Here is a 20,153-nt window from a genome sequence, read left to right on the forward strand (position 1 = left end):
CGTTGCCGCGTCCGGTCCGGCGCTTTAACTGGCTGTGGCCGGCACCCTGGGGGTGCCGGCCACAATCATCAGTTCAGTTGAACTGGAAAACCTTAGAGTGCGTTGACCTTCTTGGAGATCGCGGACTTGCGGTTTGCAGCGTTGTTCTTGTGAAGAACACCCTTGCTGACAGCCTTGTCGAGCTTCCGGCTGGCAGAAACCAGTGCAGCAGCAGCGGCATCCTTGTCGGTGGACTCAACGGCGGTGTTGACGGCGCGGATGGCCGTCTTCAGCTCGGACTTGACTGCGTTGTTGCGCAGGCGAGCCTTTTCGTTGGTCAGGATGCGCTTCTTCTGGGACTTGATATTAGCCACGTGTGAACTCTCTTTTTCAATGCGGAAAATGGTCTAGAGGGCTTTCAGATTGGCCATTGACTGAGCGGCGTGGGGATACCTATGGCGACCAACCATCTGTGGCCGTCGACCTGCACGGACACACAGCTGTCAATAATAGCAGAGACGCGAACCCGGTGGCGATTCCCGGTGCGACCCGCGGGTCGGAGTTCCCCCGCACGGCGTCGCCGAAGAACCCGGACTTCAGGACCAGCCGTGCCGCCTGCGCAGCGCAGAGGAAATGTCCCGGAACCGTCCGGCGTCCAGGATGGCGCCCTCGCGGCGCACGTCCTGGGGGTTGATTTGCAGGATGCGGTCCAGCCTGGCTTCGCTCGGGCGCCACTGCCGGTCCCAGGGCCCGGTGCCGATGTCGACGTAGTCGTCCGAGCGGCGCGCGTCGCCGTCGTGGTCCTTGCTGGTGAGCATCAGGCCAAGCAGGAACCGGCCCTTGCTTCCCACGAGCAGCACCGGCCGGTCCTTGCCCCGGGAGTGGTCCTCTTCGAACGGGACCCAGGTCCAGACGATCTCACCGGGCTCGGCCCGGCCGTTCGCGGCGGGGCTGTACTGCACTTTGGCTTTGCCCTGGAAGTCGCCCGGGTAGGTCCCGGTCAGTCCGCCGGATGCGCGGGGCGGCTGCCGGGCGGGAGCCTTGCCGGCAGGACGGCGTGTCGCGGGAGGAGCGCCGCCGCCGAGCCGGTCGAGGAAGCGCAGGGCGCCGCGGACGGCGTTGCCGAGGGAGCGAAGATTCAAGGCCATGGGGAAACCCTACCGGCCGCCGTGCACCGGCGTACGTTGACGGAGCGGCGACGACGGGCAGTGAGCGCCGGCGCTAATGCAGTGCCACGGTCCGGGACGTGGGAGACTATAGGAACGAGAAATGCGGCGTGCCGCAGCAGGTGGAACAAGCAACCTAGAACACCGGCTGCGCCCGCCCGTAGAACAGCCCAGCTGTGCAGCCCGCCAGTACAGCCCCCAAGTATTGCCAACAGTAAGGACCCTGCGTGTCTCCCATGGCCCGCACCGCCCCGGTGCCTGCCGCAACAGATCCGGCCCTCATCCGGAACTTCTGCATCATTGCGCATATTGACCACGGCAAGTCCACGCTGGCCGACCGGATGCTCCAGTACACCGGAGTCGTCCAGTCCCGCGACATGAAGGCCCAGTACCTGGACCGGATGGACATCGAGCGCGAACGCGGCATCACCATTAAGTCCCAGGCCGTCCGGATGCCCTGGGAGCTGGACGGCACCAGCTACGCGCTGAACATGATCGACACTCCCGGCCACGTCGACTTCACCTATGAAGTCTCCCGGTCACTCGCCGCCTGCGAGGGCGCCGTGCTGCTCGTGGACGCCGCCCAGGGCATTGAGGCGCAGACCCTCGCCAACCTCTACCTGGCGATGGAGAACAACCTCACGATCATCCCGGTCCTGAACAAGATCGACCTGCCCGCGGCGCAGCCGGAGAAGTACGCCGAGGAGCTGGCCAACCTGATCGGCGGCGACCCGGACGAGGTGCTGCGCGTCTCCGGCAAGACCGGCGCCGGCGTCGAAGTCCTGCTGGACAAGATCGTCCGCGATCTCCCCGCCCCGGTGGGCGACCCGAACGCCCCCGCCCGGGCAATGATCTTCGACTCCGTCTACGACACCTACCGCGGCGTCGTAACGTACGTCCGCGTGGTGGACGGCATGCTGCACCCGCGTGAGCGCATTCAGATGATGTCCACCCGCGCCACCCACGAACTGCTCGAAATCGGCGTGAGCTCCCCGGAGCCCACCCCGTCCAAGGGCCTGGGCGTCGGCGAGGTCGGCTACCTGATCACCGGCGTGAAGGACGTCCGCCAGTCCAAGGTCGGCGACACCGTGACCAACCTGGCTAAGCCCGCCACCGACTCCCTGCCCGGCTACGCCGACGCCAAGCCGATGGTGTTCTCCGGCCTCTATCCGCTGGACGGCACCGACTACCCGGTGCTCCGTGACGCGCTGGAGAAGCTGATGCTCAACGACGCCGCCCTGGTCTACGAGCCGGAGACGTCCGCCGCGCTGGGCTTCGGCTTCCGCGTCGGCTTCCTGGGCCTGCTGCACCTGGAAATCACCCGCGAGCGGCTCGAACGGGAGTACAAGCTGGACCTGATCTCCACCGCCCCGAACGTGGAGTACGAGGTGACGCTGGAGGACAAGAAGGTCGTCCACGTGACCAACCCCAGCGAATACCCCACCGGTAAGGTCTCCGAGGTCCGCGAGCCGATGGTCTCCGCCACGATTCTGGCGCCCAACGAGTTCGTCGGCGCCATTATGGAGCTGTGCCAGAGCCGCCGCGGCGTCATGGGCGGCATGGACTACCTCTCCGAGGACCGGGTGGAGATCCGTTACCGCCTGCCGCTGGCCGAAATCGTCTTCGACTTCTTCGACATCCTGAAGTCCAAGACCCGCGGCTACGGCTCGCTGGACTGGAAGGCCGACGGCGACCAGGTCGCCGATCTGGTCAAGGTGGACATCATGCTCCAGGGCGAACAGGTCGACGCCTTCAGCGCCATCACCCACCGCGACAAGGCCTATGCCTACGGTGTAATGATGACCGGCAAGCTGCGCGAACTCATCCCGCGGCAGCAGTTCGAGGTGCCGATCCAGGCTGCCATCGGCTCCCGGATCATCGCCCGCGAAAGCATCCGGGCCATCCGCAAGGACGTCCTGGCCAAGTGCTACGGCGGCGACATCACCCGAAAGCGCAAGCTGCTGGAGAAGCAGAAGGAAGGCAAGAAGCGCATGAAGATGGTGGGCCGCGTCGAGGTCCCGCAGGAGGCCTTCATCGCCGCACTCACCACGGAAGAGTCCAAGGACAAGGCCAAGAAGTAGCCATGCCAAGTGCGCTTCCCCTCGGTGACCCCGCGCCGTCGGACGGGCTGCTGCCCGGCCAGGCGCTGGAGGGCGCCGCGGACCGGGCCTTCGGGCTCTACGTCCACATTCCGTTCTGCGCCGTGCGCTGCGGCTACTGCGACTTCAACACGTACACCGCCACGGAACTCGGCGGCGGCGCCTCGCAGGACGCCTACGCGGACACCGCCGTCGCGGAAGTGGACTTCGCCGGGCGGGCGTTGAAAGCCTCCGGCCTGCCGGAGCGCCGGCTCAGCACGGTGTTCTTCGGCGGCGGCACCCCCACGCTTCTCCCGGCCGGTGACCTGGCCCGCATCCTGGCCGCCGCCATCGATACCTGGGGACTGGAACCCGGCGCCGAGGTCACAACGGAAGCCAACCCCGACTCTGTCACGCCCGAATCCCTGCAATTGCTCGCCGACGCCGGCTTCACCCGGGTCTCCTTCGGCATGCAGTCAGCCGTGCCGCACGTCCTCAAGGTCCTCGACCGCACCCACACGCCCAGCCGTGTGCCGCAGGTGGTCCAGTGGGCGCGCGAGGCCGGCCTCGCGGTCAGCCTGGACTTGATCTACGGCACCCCCGGGGAGTCGCTGGAGGACTGGCGCTACTCGCTGGAGACGGCACTGTCCTACGCCCCGGACCACATCAGCGCCTACGCGCTGATCGTCGAGGAGGGCACGAAACTCGCCGCCCAGATCCGGCGCGGCGAAGTTCCGGGGATCGACGACGACGACCATGCCGCCAAATACGAACTGGCCGATGAACTGATCTCCGCGGCCGGGCTGGGCTGGTATGAAGTAAGCAACTGGGCGCGCACGCCGGACCAGGCCTGTCGCCATAACCTGGCCTACTGGCGTGGGGATGACTGGTGGGGCATCGGCCCCGGAGCGCATTCGCACGTCGGCGGGGTCCGCTGGTGGAACGTCAAGCACCCCACGGCCTACGCCGGTCGGCTGGCGGCAGGCGTCTCGCCCGCGGCCGGGCGGGAGACCCTCGACGCCGAGACCCGCAACGTGGAGCGCGTCATGCTCGAAGCCAGACTGGTCACCGGCCTGGAAATCCCGAGTCTTGGCGGGCTGGGGGATACCGGACGGCACGCGGTCGCCGGACTGATCGCCGACGGGCTCGTTGAGCCTGCGGAAGCGTTCAAGGGCCGGCTGGTGCTCACGCTCAAGGGCCGGCTCCTGGCCGACGCCGTGGTCCGCCGGATCCTGCCGGACTAGGTAGTCCGCCCATGCGGGCCGAAGTGTCCGATCGCGTTGGGCGCGCGGGCCGGAAATGTCCGTTCGCGCTACTTGATCCAGCGGAGGTTGTACTCGTAGCGGTGCGGCTGGCCGCGGTTGACGTGGATGCCGGCGGCCACCGAGAAGCAGGCGAGGGCAATCCAGATGGCGGTCGCCAGGACTGCGAACAGGTTGCCCACCACCGGGACGAAGACCAGCAGATTGGCTACCACCGCAGCGATGGTGGGCGGAAGCGTAAAGTTCAGCGCCTCCTTCGACTCCTGCGCCGTGAACGGGCCGCGGTCCTTGAAGATCAGGTAGATCAGCAGCGCGGGAATGCAACCCAGAATGCCGCCAAAGTGCGCCAGGGTGGCCCATTGCCGGTCCTCGCTTGCCGTCAACGGCAGAGCATTTGCGGGAACGCCATGGTACTGCGACTGGCCATGGCCGGCCTGGTGATCCGTGTGTTCGCGTGCGTCTTCTGCCACGTTTCGTCCTTTGGATTGCGGTGGAGCGTAGGTACCTGTACGAGCCGCGGCCGCAACAAAATGCAGCGGCCGCCCTACCAAGAATACTTGCTCGGACCGCGAACTAAAGCACGGGGAGGCGGCTACGGCACCGTGAGGAAGTCGATGACCTCTTCGACCCGGCCCAGCAGGGAGGGCTCCAGGTCCGCGTAGCTGCGGACCGCGCCGAGGAGTTTCTGCCAGCCCAGGCCGATGTCCTCCTTGGTGCTGTGCGGCCAGCCGAAGGCCGTCAGGATGCCGGTCTTCCAGTCCACCCCGCGCGGAATCACCGGCCACCGCTCAATGCCCAGGACGGCAGGGCGGATGGCCTGCCAGACGTCGACGTACGGGTGCCCGACGATCAGCACGTTGCCGGCCGCGCCCGGGGAGGCCATCACCGCGTCGGCGATTCGCGACTCCTTCGAGTCTGGAACAAGGTGGTCCACCAGGACGCCGAGGCGACGGCCGGGGCCGGGCCGGAACTCCTTCACGGCGGCAGCTAGGTCGTCGATGCCGTGCAGCGGCTCGACCACGATGCCCTCGACGCGGAGGTCGTCACCCCAGACTTTCTCGACGAGTTCGGCGTCGTGCTTGCCTTCCACCCAGATCCGGCTGGCCTTCGCGACCTGGGCACGCTGTCCCTCCACCCGGACCGAACCGGAGGCGGTGCGCGCGCCGACTCCGGCACCCGCCGCGGGAACCCGCGGGGCGGGCGGCATCAGCCGGATGGGCTGGCCCTCGAGCAGGAAGCCGAAGCCGAGGCGGAAGGATCGGGACTTGCCGCGCCGGTCCTCGAGGGCCACGACGTGCATGCCGCCGGACTTCTCCACCCGGGTGACGGCGCCCACCCAGCCGGACTGCACGTCCTCCAGCACCATGCCGCGCTCCACCGGGATCTCGGGCAGCTGGGCCTTGGCGGGCGCGGAGAGATCCTGCGGGCCCCAATTCTGGTACGACATCTGCTACACACTGCTTTGCACTCGGGAATTACGGGGGACAGAACGGCGGCGCGGCCTGTGGTGTGCCCGGAAACACCAGTCCCGGGGCTCACGCCCGCAGCGAATCCAATGCTAACAACGGCGCGACTCATATTAGACTGGTTAGCACTTAGGCATGTCGAGTGCTAACGCCGGGTGTTCCTGCACGCGCGGCGGCACCGGCGAACCGATACGGGTCGATTGGAGGTGGAGAGTGAGCGAGCCACGCAAACTCGAAGTGCTGCGCGCCATCGTGGAGGACTACGTCCATTCCCGCGAGCCGGTTGGATCCAAGGCCCTGGTGGAACGGCACCATCTGGGCGTGTCCAGCGCCACGATCCGCAATGACATGGCCGCCCTGGAAGACGAGGGCCTGATCACGGCGCCGCATACCAGCGCCGGCCGGATTCCCACGGACAAGGGCTACCGCCTGTTCGTGGACCAGATTTCGGCCGTCAAACCCCTCTCTCCGGCGGAGCGCCGCGCCATCCAGGCGCTGCTCGAGGGGTCCGATGACCTCGACGACGTGCTGGACCGGACGGTGCGGCTGCTATCGCAGCTGACGAACCAGGTCGCCGTCGTGCAGTACCCGCTGTTGAGCCGGGCCCGCGTCCGGCACATCGAATTCGTGCTCCTGGCGCCGCGCAAGGTACTCACGGTCCTGATCGCGGATACGGGCAAGGTGGAACAGCGGGTGATCGACGTCGGCCAGGACTTCGGCGACGACGCCCTCGCCGAACTCCGCACCCTGTTCCTGGCCAGGCTCTCCGGCACCCCGTTGAGCTTGCTGCCCCAGTCGCTGCAGGCCGTGGTGGACAGCTGTCCGCCGGTGCGGCGGGGACCCGCCCAGGCCCTGGCCCGCGGGCTTGAATCGCTTGCCGCGAGCAGCCGCGAGGAACGGATGGTCATGGCCGGGACCGCCAACCTGGCCAGGTCCAATGTGGATTTCCCGCTGAGCATCGGACCCGTGCTCGAAGCGCTTGAAGAGCAGGTGGTGATGCTGCGCCTGCTCAGCGACATGGCGGAGGACCCGCGCGGCGTCACGGTAAGCATCGGCCGGGAGAACCCTTACGACGGCCTGTCCGAAGCGTCCGTGGTGGCCACCGGCTACGGCCCGGACGCCACGGCCAAGGTCGGAGTCCTTGGCCCCACCCGGATGGACTACCCCACCACCATGGCCGCCGTCCGTGCGGTGGCCCGCTACCTTTCGCGGATCCTCGGGCCCTGACGGGCCGGATCCGGAACCGGACTTCTTGCCAACTACAGGCAGTGCCCCACTGGCAGTACAAAAAGGAAGAGATACAGACTTTGAGCAGCCACTATGACGTTCTTGGAGTCTCCCGTGAAGCCACGGGGGAAGAGATCAAGAAGGCCTACCGCAAGCTTGCGCGGACCCTGCACCCGGATGTGAACCCCGGTGATGACGCTTCCGAGCGCTTCAAGGCGGTCACCCATGCCTACGAGGTGCTTTCCGACCCGCAAAAGCGCCGGGTCTACGACACGACGGGCAACGAGAACGGGAACGACAACGGCTTCGGCGGCGGCTACGCCGGCCAGGGCTTCGCCTTCCAGGACATCTTCGAAACCTTCTTCGGCGGCGCCGGCGGCCAGGGTGGCCCCGCATCCCGGGTGCGGCGCGGCCAGGACGCCCTGATCAGCGTCCGGATCGACCTGCGCGACGCCGTCTTCGGGGTCAACAAGAAGCTCGAAGTGGACACCGCCGTCACCTGTCCCACCTGTGAGGGTTCCTGCTGCCGCGAAGGCAGCCACCCCGAGCGCTGCGACATTTGCGGCGGCAGCGGCCAGGTCCAGCGCGCCGTGCGTTCCATCCTCGGCCAGGTCATGACCACTGCCCCCTGCGGCAGCTGCGAGGGCTTCGGCACGGTCATCAAGGATCCCTGCAACGAATGCGCCGGCCAGGGCCGCATCCGCAGCCGCCGCTCGCTTACCGTCAAGGTTCCCGCCGGCGTCGCTACCGGCACCCGCATCCAGCTCTCCGGCCAGGGTGAGGCCGGTCCTGCCGGCGGCCCGTCCGGTGACCTGTACGTCGAGATCCGGGTCAACAACGACCCCACCTACGTGCGCGAAGGCGACGACCTGCACGCTAGCCTGAACATCCCGATGACGGCGGCCGCGCTCGGCACAGAGCTGACCCTTGAGACCTTTGACGGTCAACAGGAAATCGACGTCAAGGCCGGCACCCAGTCCGGCGAGGTCATCACGCTGCGTGGCCTGGGCGTCACGCACCTGCGCGGCTACGGCCGCGGAGACCTCAAGGTCCACCTGCAGGTGGATACCCCCGCGAAGCTCGACGCCGCCCAGGAAGACCTGCTGCGCCAGCTCGCCAAACTCCGCGGCGAGCAGTTCACCGAAGGGAAGCTTGCCGCCAGCGGCGGTGTCTTCGCGAAGCTGCGGGACCGGCTCGGTAACCTGTAGCGGTGAGCAACCCGGTCTTCTTCACCCCCGCAGGCACCCTGGACCAGCTGGTCCCCGGCGCGACGTTCGTCCTCGAAGGCGCCGAGGCGCGCCACGCGGTGACGGTCAAGCGCCTGGCCGTGGGGGAGCCGGTGGACATCGCCGACGGCGCCGGCAAGCGGATCACCGGCACCGTGACGGCCGCCGCGCCGCAGGAGCTGACGGTGGAGTGCGGCGAGGTCGTGACCGAGCCAAGGCCTGACGTTCGGCTGGTGCTGGTGCAGGCCCTGGCCAAGGGCGACCGCGACGAGCTGGCGGCTGAGACCGCGACCGAATTGGGGATTGACGCCGTCGTGCCCTGGCAGGCCGAACGCTCGATCGTCCGCTGGAAACCCGAACGCGCGGCGAAGGCGCACGCCAAATGGCAGTCCGTGGTGACGGCAGCCGCGAAGCAGGCACGCCGCGCCTGGATTCCGGAGGTCCGCGCCGCGGTGGACGGCAACGGCCTGCAGGCGGCCGTAGCCGCCGCGGACCTGGCCGTGATCCTGCACGAGGACGCGGTTCGGCCCCTGCGGCAGGTGCTGGAGGCCTGGCACCAGCAGGCCGGCGACGGCGGTGTGGCCCGCGAGGTGCTCCTGATCGTGGGCCCCGAGGGCGGCATCAGCCCCCGCGAGGTCACCCGGCTGTGCGATGCGGGAGCCGTCACCGCCCTGCTGGGCCACCACGTGCTGCGTTCTTCCACCGCCGGCCCCGCCGCCACGGTGCTGGCCAGCGACGTCCTGGGACGTTGGTAGGGGCAAGCAGTAGTAGGACAGGCCAGGCGCCGCGCCCGTGCGGGTCCGCCGGGTGCCTGCCTTAGCGGAATGCCTTAGCGGACAGTGAACCCGCGGGTATCTACGTTCAGGTCCTGGACCTTGCTGCTGGGATCGACCTGCGACACGCGGACCTCATACTCACCGGGACCGAGGTTCAACGAGAGGTTGAACAGGCCGGGCTTCGAGGCATCGGCGGAGGCCGTGATGTTGCCGTCCAGATAGGGCGTCTTGCTGGCGCCGTCGACCCGCAGGATCTCCCAGCGCAGCTTTCCGCCCGGGACCGTGCTCCGGCCGGAAATCTTGACCGCGCCGTCCGCCACCTCGGTGCCCTCCTGCGGATCGATGATCCACACGGGCGCCACCATTCCGGCGCTGCGCGAGGTCGGTGAACCGAGCCGGACCCGGTTGAAGGCGACGTAGTCGGTGTGCCCGTCGACGAGGATGACGACCTGGATCTGCTGCCCGGTATCGGTCAGCCCGGCGCTGGCACCGGCGGCCGTGGCCGTGTAGACGAGCTGCTGGATCGCGCGTTCGGCCATGTCGGCGTCGACGTTGCTGTTGAACGCATCGGCGGACACGTCCACCGTGATCACGTTCTTGCCGGAAATCGAGGTGGCCAGGAGCCTGGGGTTCTGCCACGGGGTGAAGAAATCAGGGTCCAGCGGCTTCTGCGACATCATCACCCGCAGCGCCCGGGTGATCGGGTTGTCCTCTTCCGACACGTCCCGGAACTCGCGGTACAGGAAGACGTTGTTGTTGCTGCGCCCGATCCAGTAGACCGGAGCCTTGTTGGAGGCCTGGGTGGATTCCAGCGGTGCGCTGGTGGTGGCGACGCCGGCGGCCGGGCCGGGGACCGTGTGGGAGGGCGTGTCGGAGTTCGTGATGCCCGGCTGGGGCGTGGCCACGCAGCCGGACAGCGCCAGGGCAGCGGGCAGCACAAGGTGCAGCAAGCCGCGGCGCGTATTCCGCCCTGCTGCTGTCTTGTTCACTCCACGCTGGCTGATTGCCCTGTCCCTTCGCTGTGTTTCTCGCTCCGCGGGCCCGGCAGGGCCGAATCCAGCATTGCACAAGGTGCCTGCGCTCCAGTGGGGATTCCGCGCTGTCCGGCGAACTGCAACGGGAACGATATGAGGACGATATGAAGTTGATACCTAATGCCCTCCGCTCCGGCACCGGGCCGCGCTGGCGTAAGATGGAAGGACCCGCTGAAACCCGGCGCGGACGGCCCGGAACGCCGTCGGCCGGCGCCGAGGCGGCGAGACCATTTCCGAACTGGAGGGGACCAGAGGCCCACGGGCCAACACCATGACTGAAGCAGCCAACGGCAAGGCCCGGATCAGCGCGAACGAGCGCACCGCAGGGGAATTTCCCCACTCCCTCCCAGGTCTGCGGACGGAGGTGGTCCTGTTCGACAATTCCGACCAGATGGTGCAGTCCCTGGGGAGCCATGACGAAGCCCTGCGCTTTATCGAAACCCAGTTCCCCAGCGTCGACTTCCATGTCCGCGGGAACGAGCTCTCCATCAGCGGCCCTGCCGCCGACGTGCCCAGGATTATGCGGCTGCTCAACGAGGTGCGCGGCCTGGTGGCGCGCGGCACGGTGATTACGCCGGTTGTCCTGCAGCAGCTCGTGTCGCTGTTGCGCACCCAGTCGCTGCAGAACCCGGTGGACGTGCTCACCCACAACATCCTCTCCAGCCGCGGCAAGACCATCCGGCCCAAGACCTTGAACCAGAAGAACTATGTGGATGCGATTGACGCAAACACGGTGATCTTCGGGATCGGCCCGGCCGGCACCGGCAAGACCTACCTGGCCATGGCCAAGGCGGTCCAGGCGCTGCAGCAGAAGGAAGTCAGCCGGATCATCCTGACCCGCCCGGCCGTCGAAGCGGGGGAGCGGCTCGGCTTCCTGCCCGGCACGCTCAGTGACAAGATCGATCCCTACCTGCGTCCGCTCTACGACGCCCTGCACGACATGATGGACCCCGAGTCGATCCCGCGGCTGATGGCCGCCGGCACCATCGAGGTGGCGCCGCTGGCCTACATGCGCGGACGCACGCTCAACGACGCGTTCATCATCCTGGACGAGGCCCAGAACACCACCCCCGAGCAGATGAAGATGTTCCTCACCCGGCTGGGCTTCGGCTCCAAGATGGTCGTCACCGGCGACGTCACCCAGGTGGACCTGCCGTTCGGCACCCGTTCCGGGCTGCGGATCGTCGAAGACATCCTGCAGGGGATCGAGGACGTCAATTTCTCGGTCCTGGACGCATCCGACGTTGTCCGGCACCGGCTGGTGGGCGACATCGTCAACGCGTACAGCGTCTGGGACGAGACACAAAGGAACCGGGTCAAGCATTCCGTCGCCCGGGAGAACCGGGGAGAACACGCATGAGCATCGAGGTCAACAACGAATCCGGCGTCACGGTGGACGAAGCCGAGCTGGTGGCGCTGGCCCGGTTCGTCTTTGAGCGGCTCTTCATCCACCCGCAGGCGGAGCTGTCCATCCTGCTGGTCGACGAGCCCGCCATGGAGAAGCTGCACATCGAACTGATGGACGAGCCCGGGTCCACCGATGTGCTGTCCGTGCCGATGGATGAACTCACTCCCGGCACGCCGGACAAGCCCACACCGCAGGGCATGCTCGGCGACATCGCGATCTGCCCCCAGGTGGCGGAGGTACAGGCTAAGAACGCCGGCCACTCCACCCAGGACGAGATGCTGCTGCTGACCACCCACGGCATCCTGCACCTGCTGGGCTTCGACCACGCGGAGCCGGAGGAGAAGGAAGAGATGTTCGGGCTGCAGCGCGAGCTGCTCTCCGGCTTCACCGGCAAGGACGCCCCGGCAGAGACGATTCAGTGACCCCACTGATCCTGGCCGGCATGGCGCTGGTCTTCCTCAGCTTTGCGGCTGTGTTGACCGCGGCAGAGGCCGCCTTCAACTACCTTCCCCGCCACGACGCCGAACAGGCGATCCTGCAGAGCCGCGGCACGGCGCTGAAACGGATCATGGCCCAGCCGGTGGCGCACATGCGCGCGCTGCGGTTCTGGCGGGTCTGGTTCGAGATGGCCTCCGCGGTGGCCGTGACCGTGCTGTTGAACAGCCTGCTCGGCAATGTCTGGCTCGCCGGGCTCGCCGCGACCGGCATCATGGCCCTCGTGGGCTTCGTGATCGTCGGGGTGTCGCCGCGCCAGCTGGGCCGGGTGCACTCCGCCGGCATGGTCCGTTTCTCCGCCCCGCTGATCCGCTGGCTCTGCTGGGTGCTTGGTCCGATCCCGGGCTGGCTGGTCACCCTGGGCAGCGCCGTGGCACCGGGGGCGCCTGCGGACAACGAGGCCTTTTTCAGCGAAGAGGAGTTCCGCGAACTCGTTGATCGCGCCAGCGAATCCGACGTGATCGAGGACAACGAGGCCGAGCTGATCCAGTCCGTCTTCGATTTCGGCGACACCCTGGTCCGCTCCGTGATGGTGCCCCGGACCGACATTCTCTGCATCGACTCCGGCTCCAGCCTGCACCGGGCCATGTCGCTGTTCCTCCGCTCCGGGTACTCGCGGATCCCCGTCATCGGCGAGAACACGGACCAGATCCTCGGCATCGTTTACCTCAAGGACGTCGCCGCCGTCGTCCACAACCTGGCCCCCGGCGAGGAACCCCCGGTCGTCGACGAACTGGCCCGCGAGGTCCGCTACGTGCCGGACTCCAAACCGGTCAGCGAGCTGCTCCGCGAGCTGCAGAAGGAATCCACGCACGTGGCGATCGTGATCGATGAGTACGGCGGCACCGCCGGGCTGGTCACACTCGAGGACCTGATCGAGGAAATCGTCGGCGAGATCGTGGACGAATACGACACCGAGGCCGCGGAAGCGGTCGAATTGGGCGACGGCAGCTACCGGGTCAGCGCCCGGATGAGCATCGACGACCTCGGCGAGCTCTTCGACCTGGAGCTCGACGACGATGAGGTGGACACCGTCGGCGGCCTGCTCGCCAAGGCGCTCGGCCGGGTGCCGATCGTCGGAAGCACCGTCAGCGTCGACGGCGTCACCCTCCGCGCCGACAGGCTGGAAGGCCGCCGGAACCGCGTCAGCCACATCATTGCGGCCGCGGTGCCAAAGGAAGAAACTGACCTTGAAGATCTTCTCGACGAGGCTGAACCAACGCAACAGGGAGTTCCACGTGAGCAAGCAGAATAAGTCCGACGGCGAAGCGCCTTTCGGCGGCTACCGGGCCGGGTTCGCGGTGCTGGTGGGACGGCCGAACGCGGGGAAATCCACCCTCACCAACGCCCTGGTGGGCCAGAAGGTCGCCATCACCTCGGCGAAGCCGCAGACCACCCGGCACACCATCCGCGGCATTGTGCACCGCGACGACGCGCAGCTGATCATGGTCGACACCCCGGGCCTGCACCGCCCGCGGACCCTGCTGGGCAAGCGGCTCAACGAACTGGTCGCGGACACCCTCGCCGAGGTCGACGCGATCGGCTTCTGCCTGCCCGCCAACGAGAAGATCGGCCCCGGCGACAAGTTCATCGCCGCACAGCTCGCCGCCATCGGCAACAAGCCGGTCATTGCGATCGTGACGAAAGCCGACACGGTGGACCGCCAGGCACTGACCGAGCAGCTGCTCGCCGTCGCCGCCCTGGGCCGCGAGGTGCTGGGGGAGGACGGCTGGAAGGATATCGTTCCCGTCTCCGCGACGGACGGCTTCCAGGTCGGCACCGTCGCCGACGTGCTAATCGGCCACATGCCGCCGTCGCCGCCGCTGTACCCGGACGGACACCTGACGGACGAGCCGGAAGCGGTGATGATCGCCGAACTCATCCGCGAGGCAGCCCTGGAAGGCGTCCGCGACGAACTTCCGCACTCCCTGGCGGTTGTGGTCGATGAGATTGTTCCTCGCGAGGGCCGGCCCGAGGACCGCCCGTTCCTGGATGTCCGGGTTAATCTCTATGTCGAACGGCCGTCGCAGAAGGCAATCATCATCGGCAAGGGCGGAGCGCGGCTCCGCGACGTCGGCACCACGGCCCGCAAGGCCATCGAGGCGCTCCTCGGCGCCCGCATCTACCTGGACCTGCACGTCAAGGTCGCGAAGGACTGGCAGCGGGATCCAAAGCAGCTGGTGAAGCTGGGCTTCTAGGCCTGGACTGAACCGGCGGCGGTTACCCGCCGGGACGGACCGCGCAACAACGCAGCGGCCACGCTCGGGCATGCCCATCGGGATTTTCCCAGTTTCGGCCACTAAAATAGGGAAACTCCCGTTCGCAAAGGAAGGCTCCACCCGTGGTTCTACCCCGTGATAACCGTGCAGACGGAACCGGCCCCCCGGTTCGGTCCCATGCGGCTGCTCGGCACGCGGAAGATCCTTCCGTCGGCCCGGCGCGCCATCTTGGCGCCGCCCGGCATATCCCCGGCTGGCTGAAGGCCACCACGATCGTTGTCTCCGTGCTGCTCGTGGGGGTCATTGCGTTCGGGGCTTACTGGCTCATCCGGTTGCAGGGCAACATCAGCACGCAGGCCCTCGGCGCCGGCAACAGCCGGACGGAGGGCGCGCCCGACGATGCCACCGGGCGAATGCAGATCCTGATCCTGGGCACGGACACCCGCGACGGCAAGAACTCGCAGTACGGCTCCAAGGACGATTCCTCCGGCTACGGCCACTCGGATGTCATGATGCTGATGGACATCTCGGCGGACAACAAGCGCGTCAGCGTCGTTAGTTTCCCGCGCGACCTGCTGGTGGACACCCCTAAGTGCAAGGACCCGAAGTCCAACAAGCAGTATCCCGCCCAGACAGGCGTCATGATCAATTCGGCGATGTCCGAAGCGGGCATCGGCTGTGCCGTGGACACCGTCAACAAGCTCACCGGCCTGGAGATCGACCACTTCATGATGGCGGACTTCAATGCCGTCAAGGAACTCTCCAACGCCGTCGGCGGTGTGGATGTCTGCATCAGCGACGCGGTCTTCGACCCGGACTCCGGGCTCCGGCTTCCCAAGGGCACGTCCAAGGTCAAGGGCGAGCAGGCTCTCTCGTTCGTTCGTACCCGCCATGCCTTCGGCGACGGCAGTGACCTCGGCCGGATCAAGGCGCAGCAGGGCTTCCTGTCCTCGCTGGTCCGCAAGATCAAGGACGACGGGACCCTGACCAACCCGGCCCGGATGCTCGGCATTGCGGACGCCATTACCAAGAACCTGACCATCGACGACGGCCTGGCCTCCGTACCGACGCTGTTGACGGTGGGGAACCGGCTGAAGAACATCGACGTCGGCAAGGTGGCGTTCGTTGCCGCCCCGACCGAGCCGGCGGTGTCCGACTCGAACCGCCTCCAACTGGCGGAACCCGCAGCCTCCGAGCTGTTTGCGGCGATGCGCAAGGACATCGACCTGACCGACCCGACAGCCAAGCCTGCGGCCACCCCCGATGCCTCCGCCAGCGCGTCGGCAAGTGCCACGCCGACGGCCAGCAAGGCCCCGGCCGCCCCGGCCTACGACAAGACGCTGCAGCCCATTGCCGTGGCCAACGGTTCCGGTAACCCGGCTCGGGGCCAGGAACTCGCGGCCGCCCTCAAGGCCGGCGGCTTCACCCAGACGAGCCAGTTCGACGCCCAGTCAGTGGCGGCCACCGCCGTCTACTACGGAGCAGATTTCGCCGACGTTGCAGCCGACGTCGCCAAACTGCTGGGCATCCGGGCGAAGCAGGTGCTCCCGGCGGCCGGTGTCACCGGCGTCCAGGTCTATGTGGGCAGCGATTACAAGAGCGGCACCAAGCAGGCGGATGCACCGGTATCGCTGCCGCCGGACATCGTCAACCAGACGGCCGGTGACACCGTCTGCCAGCAGGCGAACCCGGAGCTGATTGTCCCCTAGGACGAGGACGGGGCACGAACTGGGGGCCGGCCGAACGAAGTTAACAGGGGCGGGCCGGGTGATGATTTCACCCGGCCCGCCCCTGTTGGCTCAGTTGCCGCCGAAGGCTGGCTACCAGATGCTGACGCGTTCCTCCGGCGCCAGCCACATGCCGTCCTGCTCGCCGGTTTCGAAGGCCGCATGGAAGGCGTCAAGGTTCTGGGCGATGTTGTTGGTGCGGAATTCGTTGGGGGAGTGCGGATCCGTGGCGAGCCGCCGGATGGCTTCCTCGCTCCGGATCACCTGCCGCCAGCTGGCCGCCCAGGAAGCGAAGAAGCGCTGGGCTCCGGTCAGCCCGTCCAGGACCGGCGCCTCCTGGCCGCCGAGGCTGATCAGGTACGCCTTGTAGGCGATGGTCAGGCCGCCAAGATCGCCGATGTTTTCGCCCAGCGTCAGCCTGCCGTTGACGTGGTGGCCTTCGGCTTCCGCGGGGGAGAGGGCATCGAACTGGGCCACCAGCCTGGAGGTCAGCGCCTCGAAGGCCGTCCGGTCGGCCTCGGTCCACCAGTTCCGGAGCAGGCCGCTGCCGTCGTACTGGGAGCCCTGGTCATCGAAGCCGTGGCCGATCTCGTGGCCGATCACGGCCCCGATGCCGCCGTAATTCACGGCGTCGTCGGCGTCGGCGGTGAAGAACGGCGGCTGCAGGATGGCTGCCGGGAACACGATCTCGTTCAGCAACGGATGGTAGTAGGCGTTCACGGTCTGCGGCGTCATGAGCCACTTCTCCCGGTCCACGGGCTTGCCCACCTCGTCCAGGTGCCGGTCGACGTCGGCGCTGTGGGCGCGCTCCACGTTCCCCAGCAGGTCCGCCTCGTCGATCACGACGGCGGAGTAGTCGATCCATTTGTCCGGGTAGCCGATCTTGGCCCGGAAGGAATCCAGCTTCTTCAGCGCCTCCAGCTTGGTCTCTTCGCCCATCCACGCCAGGCCGGTGATGGATTCGCGGTACGCCTCGATCAGGTTGCCGACCAGCGAACGCATGTGCGCCTTGTGGCTTTCCGGGAAGTGCCGGGCGACGTAGATCTGCCCGACGGCCTCACCCAGGGCGGCCTCGACGACGGCGACGCCTCGCTTCCAGCGGTCCCGGTTGCGGGGCGTGCCGCTGAGCGTGGTGCCGTAAAAGGCGAAGTTCGCGTCCACGAACGCGGCGGACAGATACGGCGCCGCCGCGCTGACCACCCGCATGGCCAGCCATTCCTGCCAGGTGGCCAGTGGCACCGCCTGGAGCAGTTCCGCGGCGCCCGCGAAGAAGTCCGGCGTGCTGACGACGAGTTCGGAGCGCTTCTCCGGCACGATGGCGGCGGCATCGAACCAGGCGGACAGCAGCGGGAACAGCTGCGAGACCTCCTCGGCTGATTTCAAGTTGTACGTCTTCTGCGGATTGCGCAGCGTGACCTTGTCCCAGTGATGGGACGCGAGGGACGTCTCCAGGTCCACCACCCGGGCCGCGGCTGCCTCCGCGTCCGCTACGCCGGCCAGCCCGAACATGGTGCGGACATGTTCACGGTAGGCCTGGACCATCGGCGCGAACTTCTCTTCGCGGTAGTAGGACTCATCCGGCAGGCCCAGGCCGCCCTGGCCGGTGTAGAGCAGGATCCGGTCCGGGTTGCCCGCGTCCGGTGCCGGGTAAATGTAGAAGAGTCCGGAGACGTCCGCGCGGAAGAGCCGTCCGGCCAGCTGGACCAGTTCGGCCACCGAGTCGGTGGCGAAAACCTCGGCCAGCCGCTCCCGGATCGGCTCCGCGCCTTTGGCCTCCGCGGCGGCCTCGTCCATGAAGCTGTTGTACAGGTCGCCGATCTTGCGTTCGATACCGGTGGCTGCCTCGCCGCGGCCGGCCGCCTCCAGGATGATCTCCTTGACCGCCAGCTCCGAGCCGTCGCGCAGCGCCGTGAACGTTCCCTCCAGGGGCCGGTCGTCCGGGATGGCGGTTTTCTTCAGCCAGCCGCCATTGAAATGCCGGTACAGGTCGTCCTGGGGGCGGACGCCGTCGTCGATGGTGGACTTGTCGATCCCGGAAAGCGGCACTGATGCTCCTTCGAGTGGGAGGCTGAACCGGGCCTGGGACCGGCACAGCGTCTGCATGGTGGACGTTACGGAGGTATGGCTCCTTCATCTTACGCACCCGTGTTACTGTGAAAACGTGCGCGCAGAACTGCTCCTTCTTAGCTGCCGCGGCGGGGCCTCAGACGCGATCTAGCGCAAGGCCAAACCTCGCTGCGGAGTTTGTGTTGCCCGGCCACCCTTTCACCAAGAACCACAGAAAAGGCCCCGATAGTAATGCGAAACGCACAGCAGCCCTCAGGAATGCCGGTCCACCGCTACGTCCCGTTCCAGGACCTGATCACGGTCGAACTGCCGGACCGCACCTGGCCCGACAAGGTCATCACCAAGGCCCCGCGCTGGTGCGCGGTCGACCTGCGTGATGGCAACCAGGCCCTGATCGACCCGATGAGCCCGGCCCGCAAGATGAAGATGTTCGATCTGCTGGTCCGGATGGGCTACAAGGAGATCGAAGTCGGCTTCCCTTCGGCCTCGCAGACGGACTTCGACTTCGTTCGCCAGCTGATCGAGGGCAACCACATCCCGGACGACGTTACGATCCAGGTCCTGACCCAGGCCCGCGAGCATCTGATCGAGCGGACCTACGAGTCCCTGGTCGGCGCCAAGCAGGCCATCGTGCACCTCTACAATTCGACGTCGGTCCTGCAGCGCCGCGTCGTGTTCAACCAGGACGAGGACGGAATCCTCGACATCGCCCTGCAGGGTGCCCGGCTGTGCAAGAAGTACGAGGAAACCCTCGAAGACACCCACATCACCTACGAGTACTCCCCGGAGTCCTTCACGGGCACCGAGCTCGCCTACGCCGTGCGCGTCTGCAACGCCGTCGCCGACGTCTTCGAAGCATCCGCCGACCGCCAGGTGATCATCAACCTGCCGGCCACGGTGGAGATGGCCACCCCCAATGTGTACGCCGATTCGATCGAATGGATGAGCCGGCACCTGCACCCGCGCGAAGGAATCATCCTCTCCCTGCACCCGCACAACGACCGCGGTACCGGCGTCGCGGCGGCCGAGCTGGGCTACCTGGCCGGTGCCGACCGGATCGAGGGCTGCCTGTTCGGCAACGGCGAACGTACCGGCAACGTCGACCTGGTCACGCTGGGCCTGAACATGTTCGTCCAGGGCATCGACCCGATGATCGACTTCTCCGACATCGACGACGTCCGCCGCACGGTGGAGTACTGCAACCAGCTGCCCGTCGCGGAGCGTTCACCCTACGGCGGTGACCTGGTTTTCACAGCCTTCTCCGGCTCGCACCAGGACGCCATCAAGAAGGGCCTGGAAGCCCTGGAGAAGGACGCCGCCGCCGCCGGCAAGGACGTGGCGGACTACGCCTGGCAGGTGCCCTACCTGCCGGTCGATCCGAAGGACCTCGGCCGCAGCTACGAGGCCGTGATCCGGGTCAACTCGCAGTCCGGCAAGGGCGGCGTGGCCTACCTGCTCAAGAACGAGCACAACCTGGACCTGCCGCGCCGCGCGCAGATCGAGTTCTCCGGCGTCATCCAGCGCCGTACCGACACGGTGGGCGGCGAAGTCAGCGGCGCCCAGCTGTGGCAGCTGTTCCAGGACGAATACCTGCCTTCCGCCGCGGCCGAAGCCCAGTGGGGCCGCTATGCGCTCGGCGCGGTCAGCACCGAGTCCGACGAGGACGGCACCATGACGCTGACCGCCGCTCTCAAGGTGGACGGCAAGCAGCTCCGCCGCACCGGGGTGGGCAACGGCCCGATCGCGGCCCTGCTGAGCATCCTGCGCGAGGACGGCGTTGACGTCCGCGTGCTGGACTACAGCGAGCACGCCCTGTCCGAGGGCGGCAGCGCCCAGGCCGCGGCCTACGTTGAATGCGCCGTGGGGGAGCGGGTGCTGTGGGGCGTCGGCATCGACGCCAACACGTCGATGGCCTCGCTCAAGGCCGTCATCTCCGCCGTCAACCGCGCCATCCGGGACGCCCGCGCCTAGGCCATTCGGGAACAGCACTGCGCCGTCGGAGTCTCCGGCGGCGCAGTGCTGT

At 67.3% G+C, this 20,153-nt stretch carries 17 protein-coding genes; 11 read left to right on the forward strand and 6 right to left on the reverse strand.

Annotated elements, in window-relative coordinates; genetic code table 11:
- Nucleotides 1-92 precede the first annotated feature (92 nt).
- Together rpsT and AC1DB8_RS06150 are read right to left on the reverse strand one after the other, a co-directional pair.
- On the reverse strand, nucleotides 93-353 hold the full coding sequence (gene rpsT / locus AC1DB8_RS06145; protein WP_476892482.1) for a 30S ribosomal protein S20: 261 nt from the start codon (nucleotides 351-353) through the stop codon (nucleotides 93-95).
- A gap of 222 nt (nucleotides 354-575) precedes the next feature.
- Nucleotides 576-1,127 (reverse strand): type II toxin-antitoxin system PemK/MazF family toxin, encoded by a 552-nt coding sequence (locus AC1DB8_RS06150; protein ID WP_441417737.1) that lies wholly within the window; start codon nucleotides 1,125-1,127, stop codon nucleotides 576-578.
- A 245-nt stretch (nucleotides 1,128-1,372) separates the two neighbouring features.
- On the opposite strand from AC1DB8_RS06150, the gene lepA reads away from it, so the two are divergent.
- The gene (gene lepA / locus AC1DB8_RS06155) at nucleotides 1,373-3,226 is read left to right on the forward strand and encodes a translation elongation factor 4 (RefSeq protein WP_175321053.1); all 1,854 of its coding nucleotides are present in this window, start codon (nucleotides 1,373-1,375) and stop codon (nucleotides 3,224-3,226) included.
- Nucleotides 3,227-3,228: 2 nt separating this feature from the next.
- Nucleotides 3,229-4,467 (forward strand): radical SAM family heme chaperone HemW, encoded by a 1,239-nt coding sequence (gene hemW / locus AC1DB8_RS06160; protein WP_476892483.1) that lies wholly within the window; start codon nucleotides 3,229-3,231, stop codon nucleotides 4,465-4,467.
- A gap of 68 nt (nucleotides 4,468-4,535) precedes the next feature.
- On the opposite strand, the gene AC1DB8_RS06165 is transcribed toward hemW, so the two are convergent.
- On the reverse strand, nucleotides 4,536-4,955 hold the full coding sequence (locus tag AC1DB8_RS06165; RefSeq protein WP_441417740.1) for a DUF4870 domain-containing protein: 420 nt from the start codon (nucleotides 4,953-4,955) through the stop codon (nucleotides 4,536-4,538).
- Nucleotides 4,956-5,077: 122 nt separating this feature from the next.
- A complete protein-coding gene (locus AC1DB8_RS06170) occupies nucleotides 5,078-5,932 on the reverse strand; it encodes a DUF3097 domain-containing protein (RefSeq protein WP_441417741.1) in 855 nt (284 codons plus the stop codon).
- A 232-nt stretch (nucleotides 5,933-6,164) separates the two neighbouring features.
- Between AC1DB8_RS06170 and hrcA the strand changes: the two genes are divergently transcribed.
- The 3 genes from hrcA to AC1DB8_RS06185 all read left to right on the forward strand — a co-directional run bounded on the left by hrcA (nucleotide 6,165) and on the right by AC1DB8_RS06185 (nucleotide 9,159).
- On the forward strand, nucleotides 6,165-7,178 hold the full coding sequence (gene hrcA, locus AC1DB8_RS06175) for a heat-inducible transcriptional repressor HrcA (protein ID WP_476892484.1): 1,014 nt from the start codon (nucleotides 6,165-6,167) through the stop codon (nucleotides 7,176-7,178).
- Nucleotides 7,179-7,258: 80 nt separating this feature from the next.
- Nucleotides 7,259-8,386: a molecular chaperone DnaJ gene (gene dnaJ, locus AC1DB8_RS06180; RefSeq protein WP_441417743.1), complete on the forward strand. Its 1,128-nt coding sequence runs from the start codon at nucleotides 7,259-7,261 to the stop codon at nucleotides 8,384-8,386.
- Between the two features lie 2 nt (nucleotides 8,387-8,388).
- Complete coding sequence (locus AC1DB8_RS06185) at nucleotides 8,389-9,159, forward strand: 16S rRNA (uracil(1498)-N(3))-methyltransferase (RefSeq protein ID WP_476892485.1); 771 nt, start codon at nucleotides 8,389-8,391, stop codon at nucleotides 9,157-9,159.
- Nucleotides 9,160-9,233: 74 nt separating this feature from the next.
- On the opposite strand, the gene AC1DB8_RS06190 is transcribed toward AC1DB8_RS06185, so the two are convergent.
- On the reverse strand, nucleotides 9,234-10,169 hold the full coding sequence (locus AC1DB8_RS06190; RefSeq protein WP_476892486.1) for a GerMN domain-containing protein: 936 nt from the start codon (nucleotides 10,167-10,169) through the stop codon (nucleotides 9,234-9,236).
- A 316-nt stretch (nucleotides 10,170-10,485) separates the two neighbouring features.
- On the opposite strand from AC1DB8_RS06190, the gene AC1DB8_RS06195 reads away from it, so the two are divergent.
- The 5 genes from AC1DB8_RS06195 (at nucleotide 10,486) to AC1DB8_RS06215 (ending at nucleotide 16,045) form a co-directional block, all read left to right on the forward strand.
- Nucleotides 10,486-11,574, forward strand: coding sequence for a PhoH family protein (locus AC1DB8_RS06195; protein ID WP_476892487.1), 1,089 nt, complete (start codon nucleotides 10,486-10,488; stop codon nucleotides 11,572-11,574).
- Entirely contained in the window at nucleotides 11,571-12,044 is a 474-nt protein-coding gene (gene ybeY / locus AC1DB8_RS06200; RefSeq protein WP_175321062.1) for an rRNA maturation RNase YbeY, read from the forward strand. The genes AC1DB8_RS06195 and ybeY overlap by 4 nt, the downstream gene beginning before the upstream one ends.
- On the forward strand, nucleotides 12,041-13,372 hold the full coding sequence (locus AC1DB8_RS06205) for a hemolysin family protein (protein WP_441417748.1): 1,332 nt from the start codon (nucleotides 12,041-12,043) through the stop codon (nucleotides 13,370-13,372). The genes ybeY and AC1DB8_RS06205 overlap by 4 nt, the downstream gene beginning before the upstream one ends.
- Nucleotides 13,356-14,315, forward strand: a complete 960-nt coding sequence (gene era / locus AC1DB8_RS06210) for a GTPase Era (RefSeq protein WP_175321064.1) — start codon at nucleotides 13,356-13,358, stop codon at nucleotides 14,313-14,315. The genes AC1DB8_RS06205 and era overlap by 17 nt, the downstream gene beginning before the upstream one ends.
- A gap of 143 nt (nucleotides 14,316-14,458) precedes the next feature.
- Nucleotides 14,459-16,045 (forward strand): LCP family protein, encoded by a 1,587-nt coding sequence (locus AC1DB8_RS06215; protein ID WP_476892488.1) that lies wholly within the window; start codon nucleotides 14,459-14,461, stop codon nucleotides 16,043-16,045.
- Nucleotides 16,046-16,156: 111 nt separating this feature from the next.
- Here AC1DB8_RS06215 and AC1DB8_RS06220 read toward each other — a convergent pair whose 3' ends face one another.
- The gene (locus tag AC1DB8_RS06220) at nucleotides 16,157-18,109 is read right to left on the reverse strand and encodes a M13 family metallopeptidase (protein ID WP_476892489.1); all 1,953 of its coding nucleotides are present in this window, start codon (nucleotides 18,107-18,109) and stop codon (nucleotides 16,157-16,159) included.
- A gap of 252 nt (nucleotides 18,110-18,361) precedes the next feature.
- Here AC1DB8_RS06220 and leuA point away from each other — a divergent pair, with 252 nt between their 5' ends.
- The gene (gene leuA, locus AC1DB8_RS06225; RefSeq protein WP_476892490.1) at nucleotides 18,362-20,101 is read left to right on the forward strand and encodes a 2-isopropylmalate synthase; all 1,740 of its coding nucleotides are present in this window, start codon (nucleotides 18,362-18,364) and stop codon (nucleotides 20,099-20,101) included.
- The last annotated feature ends 52 nt before the right edge of the window (nucleotides 20,102-20,153 follow it).

Source organism: Arthrobacter sp. 10N410 (assembly GCF_056394945.1).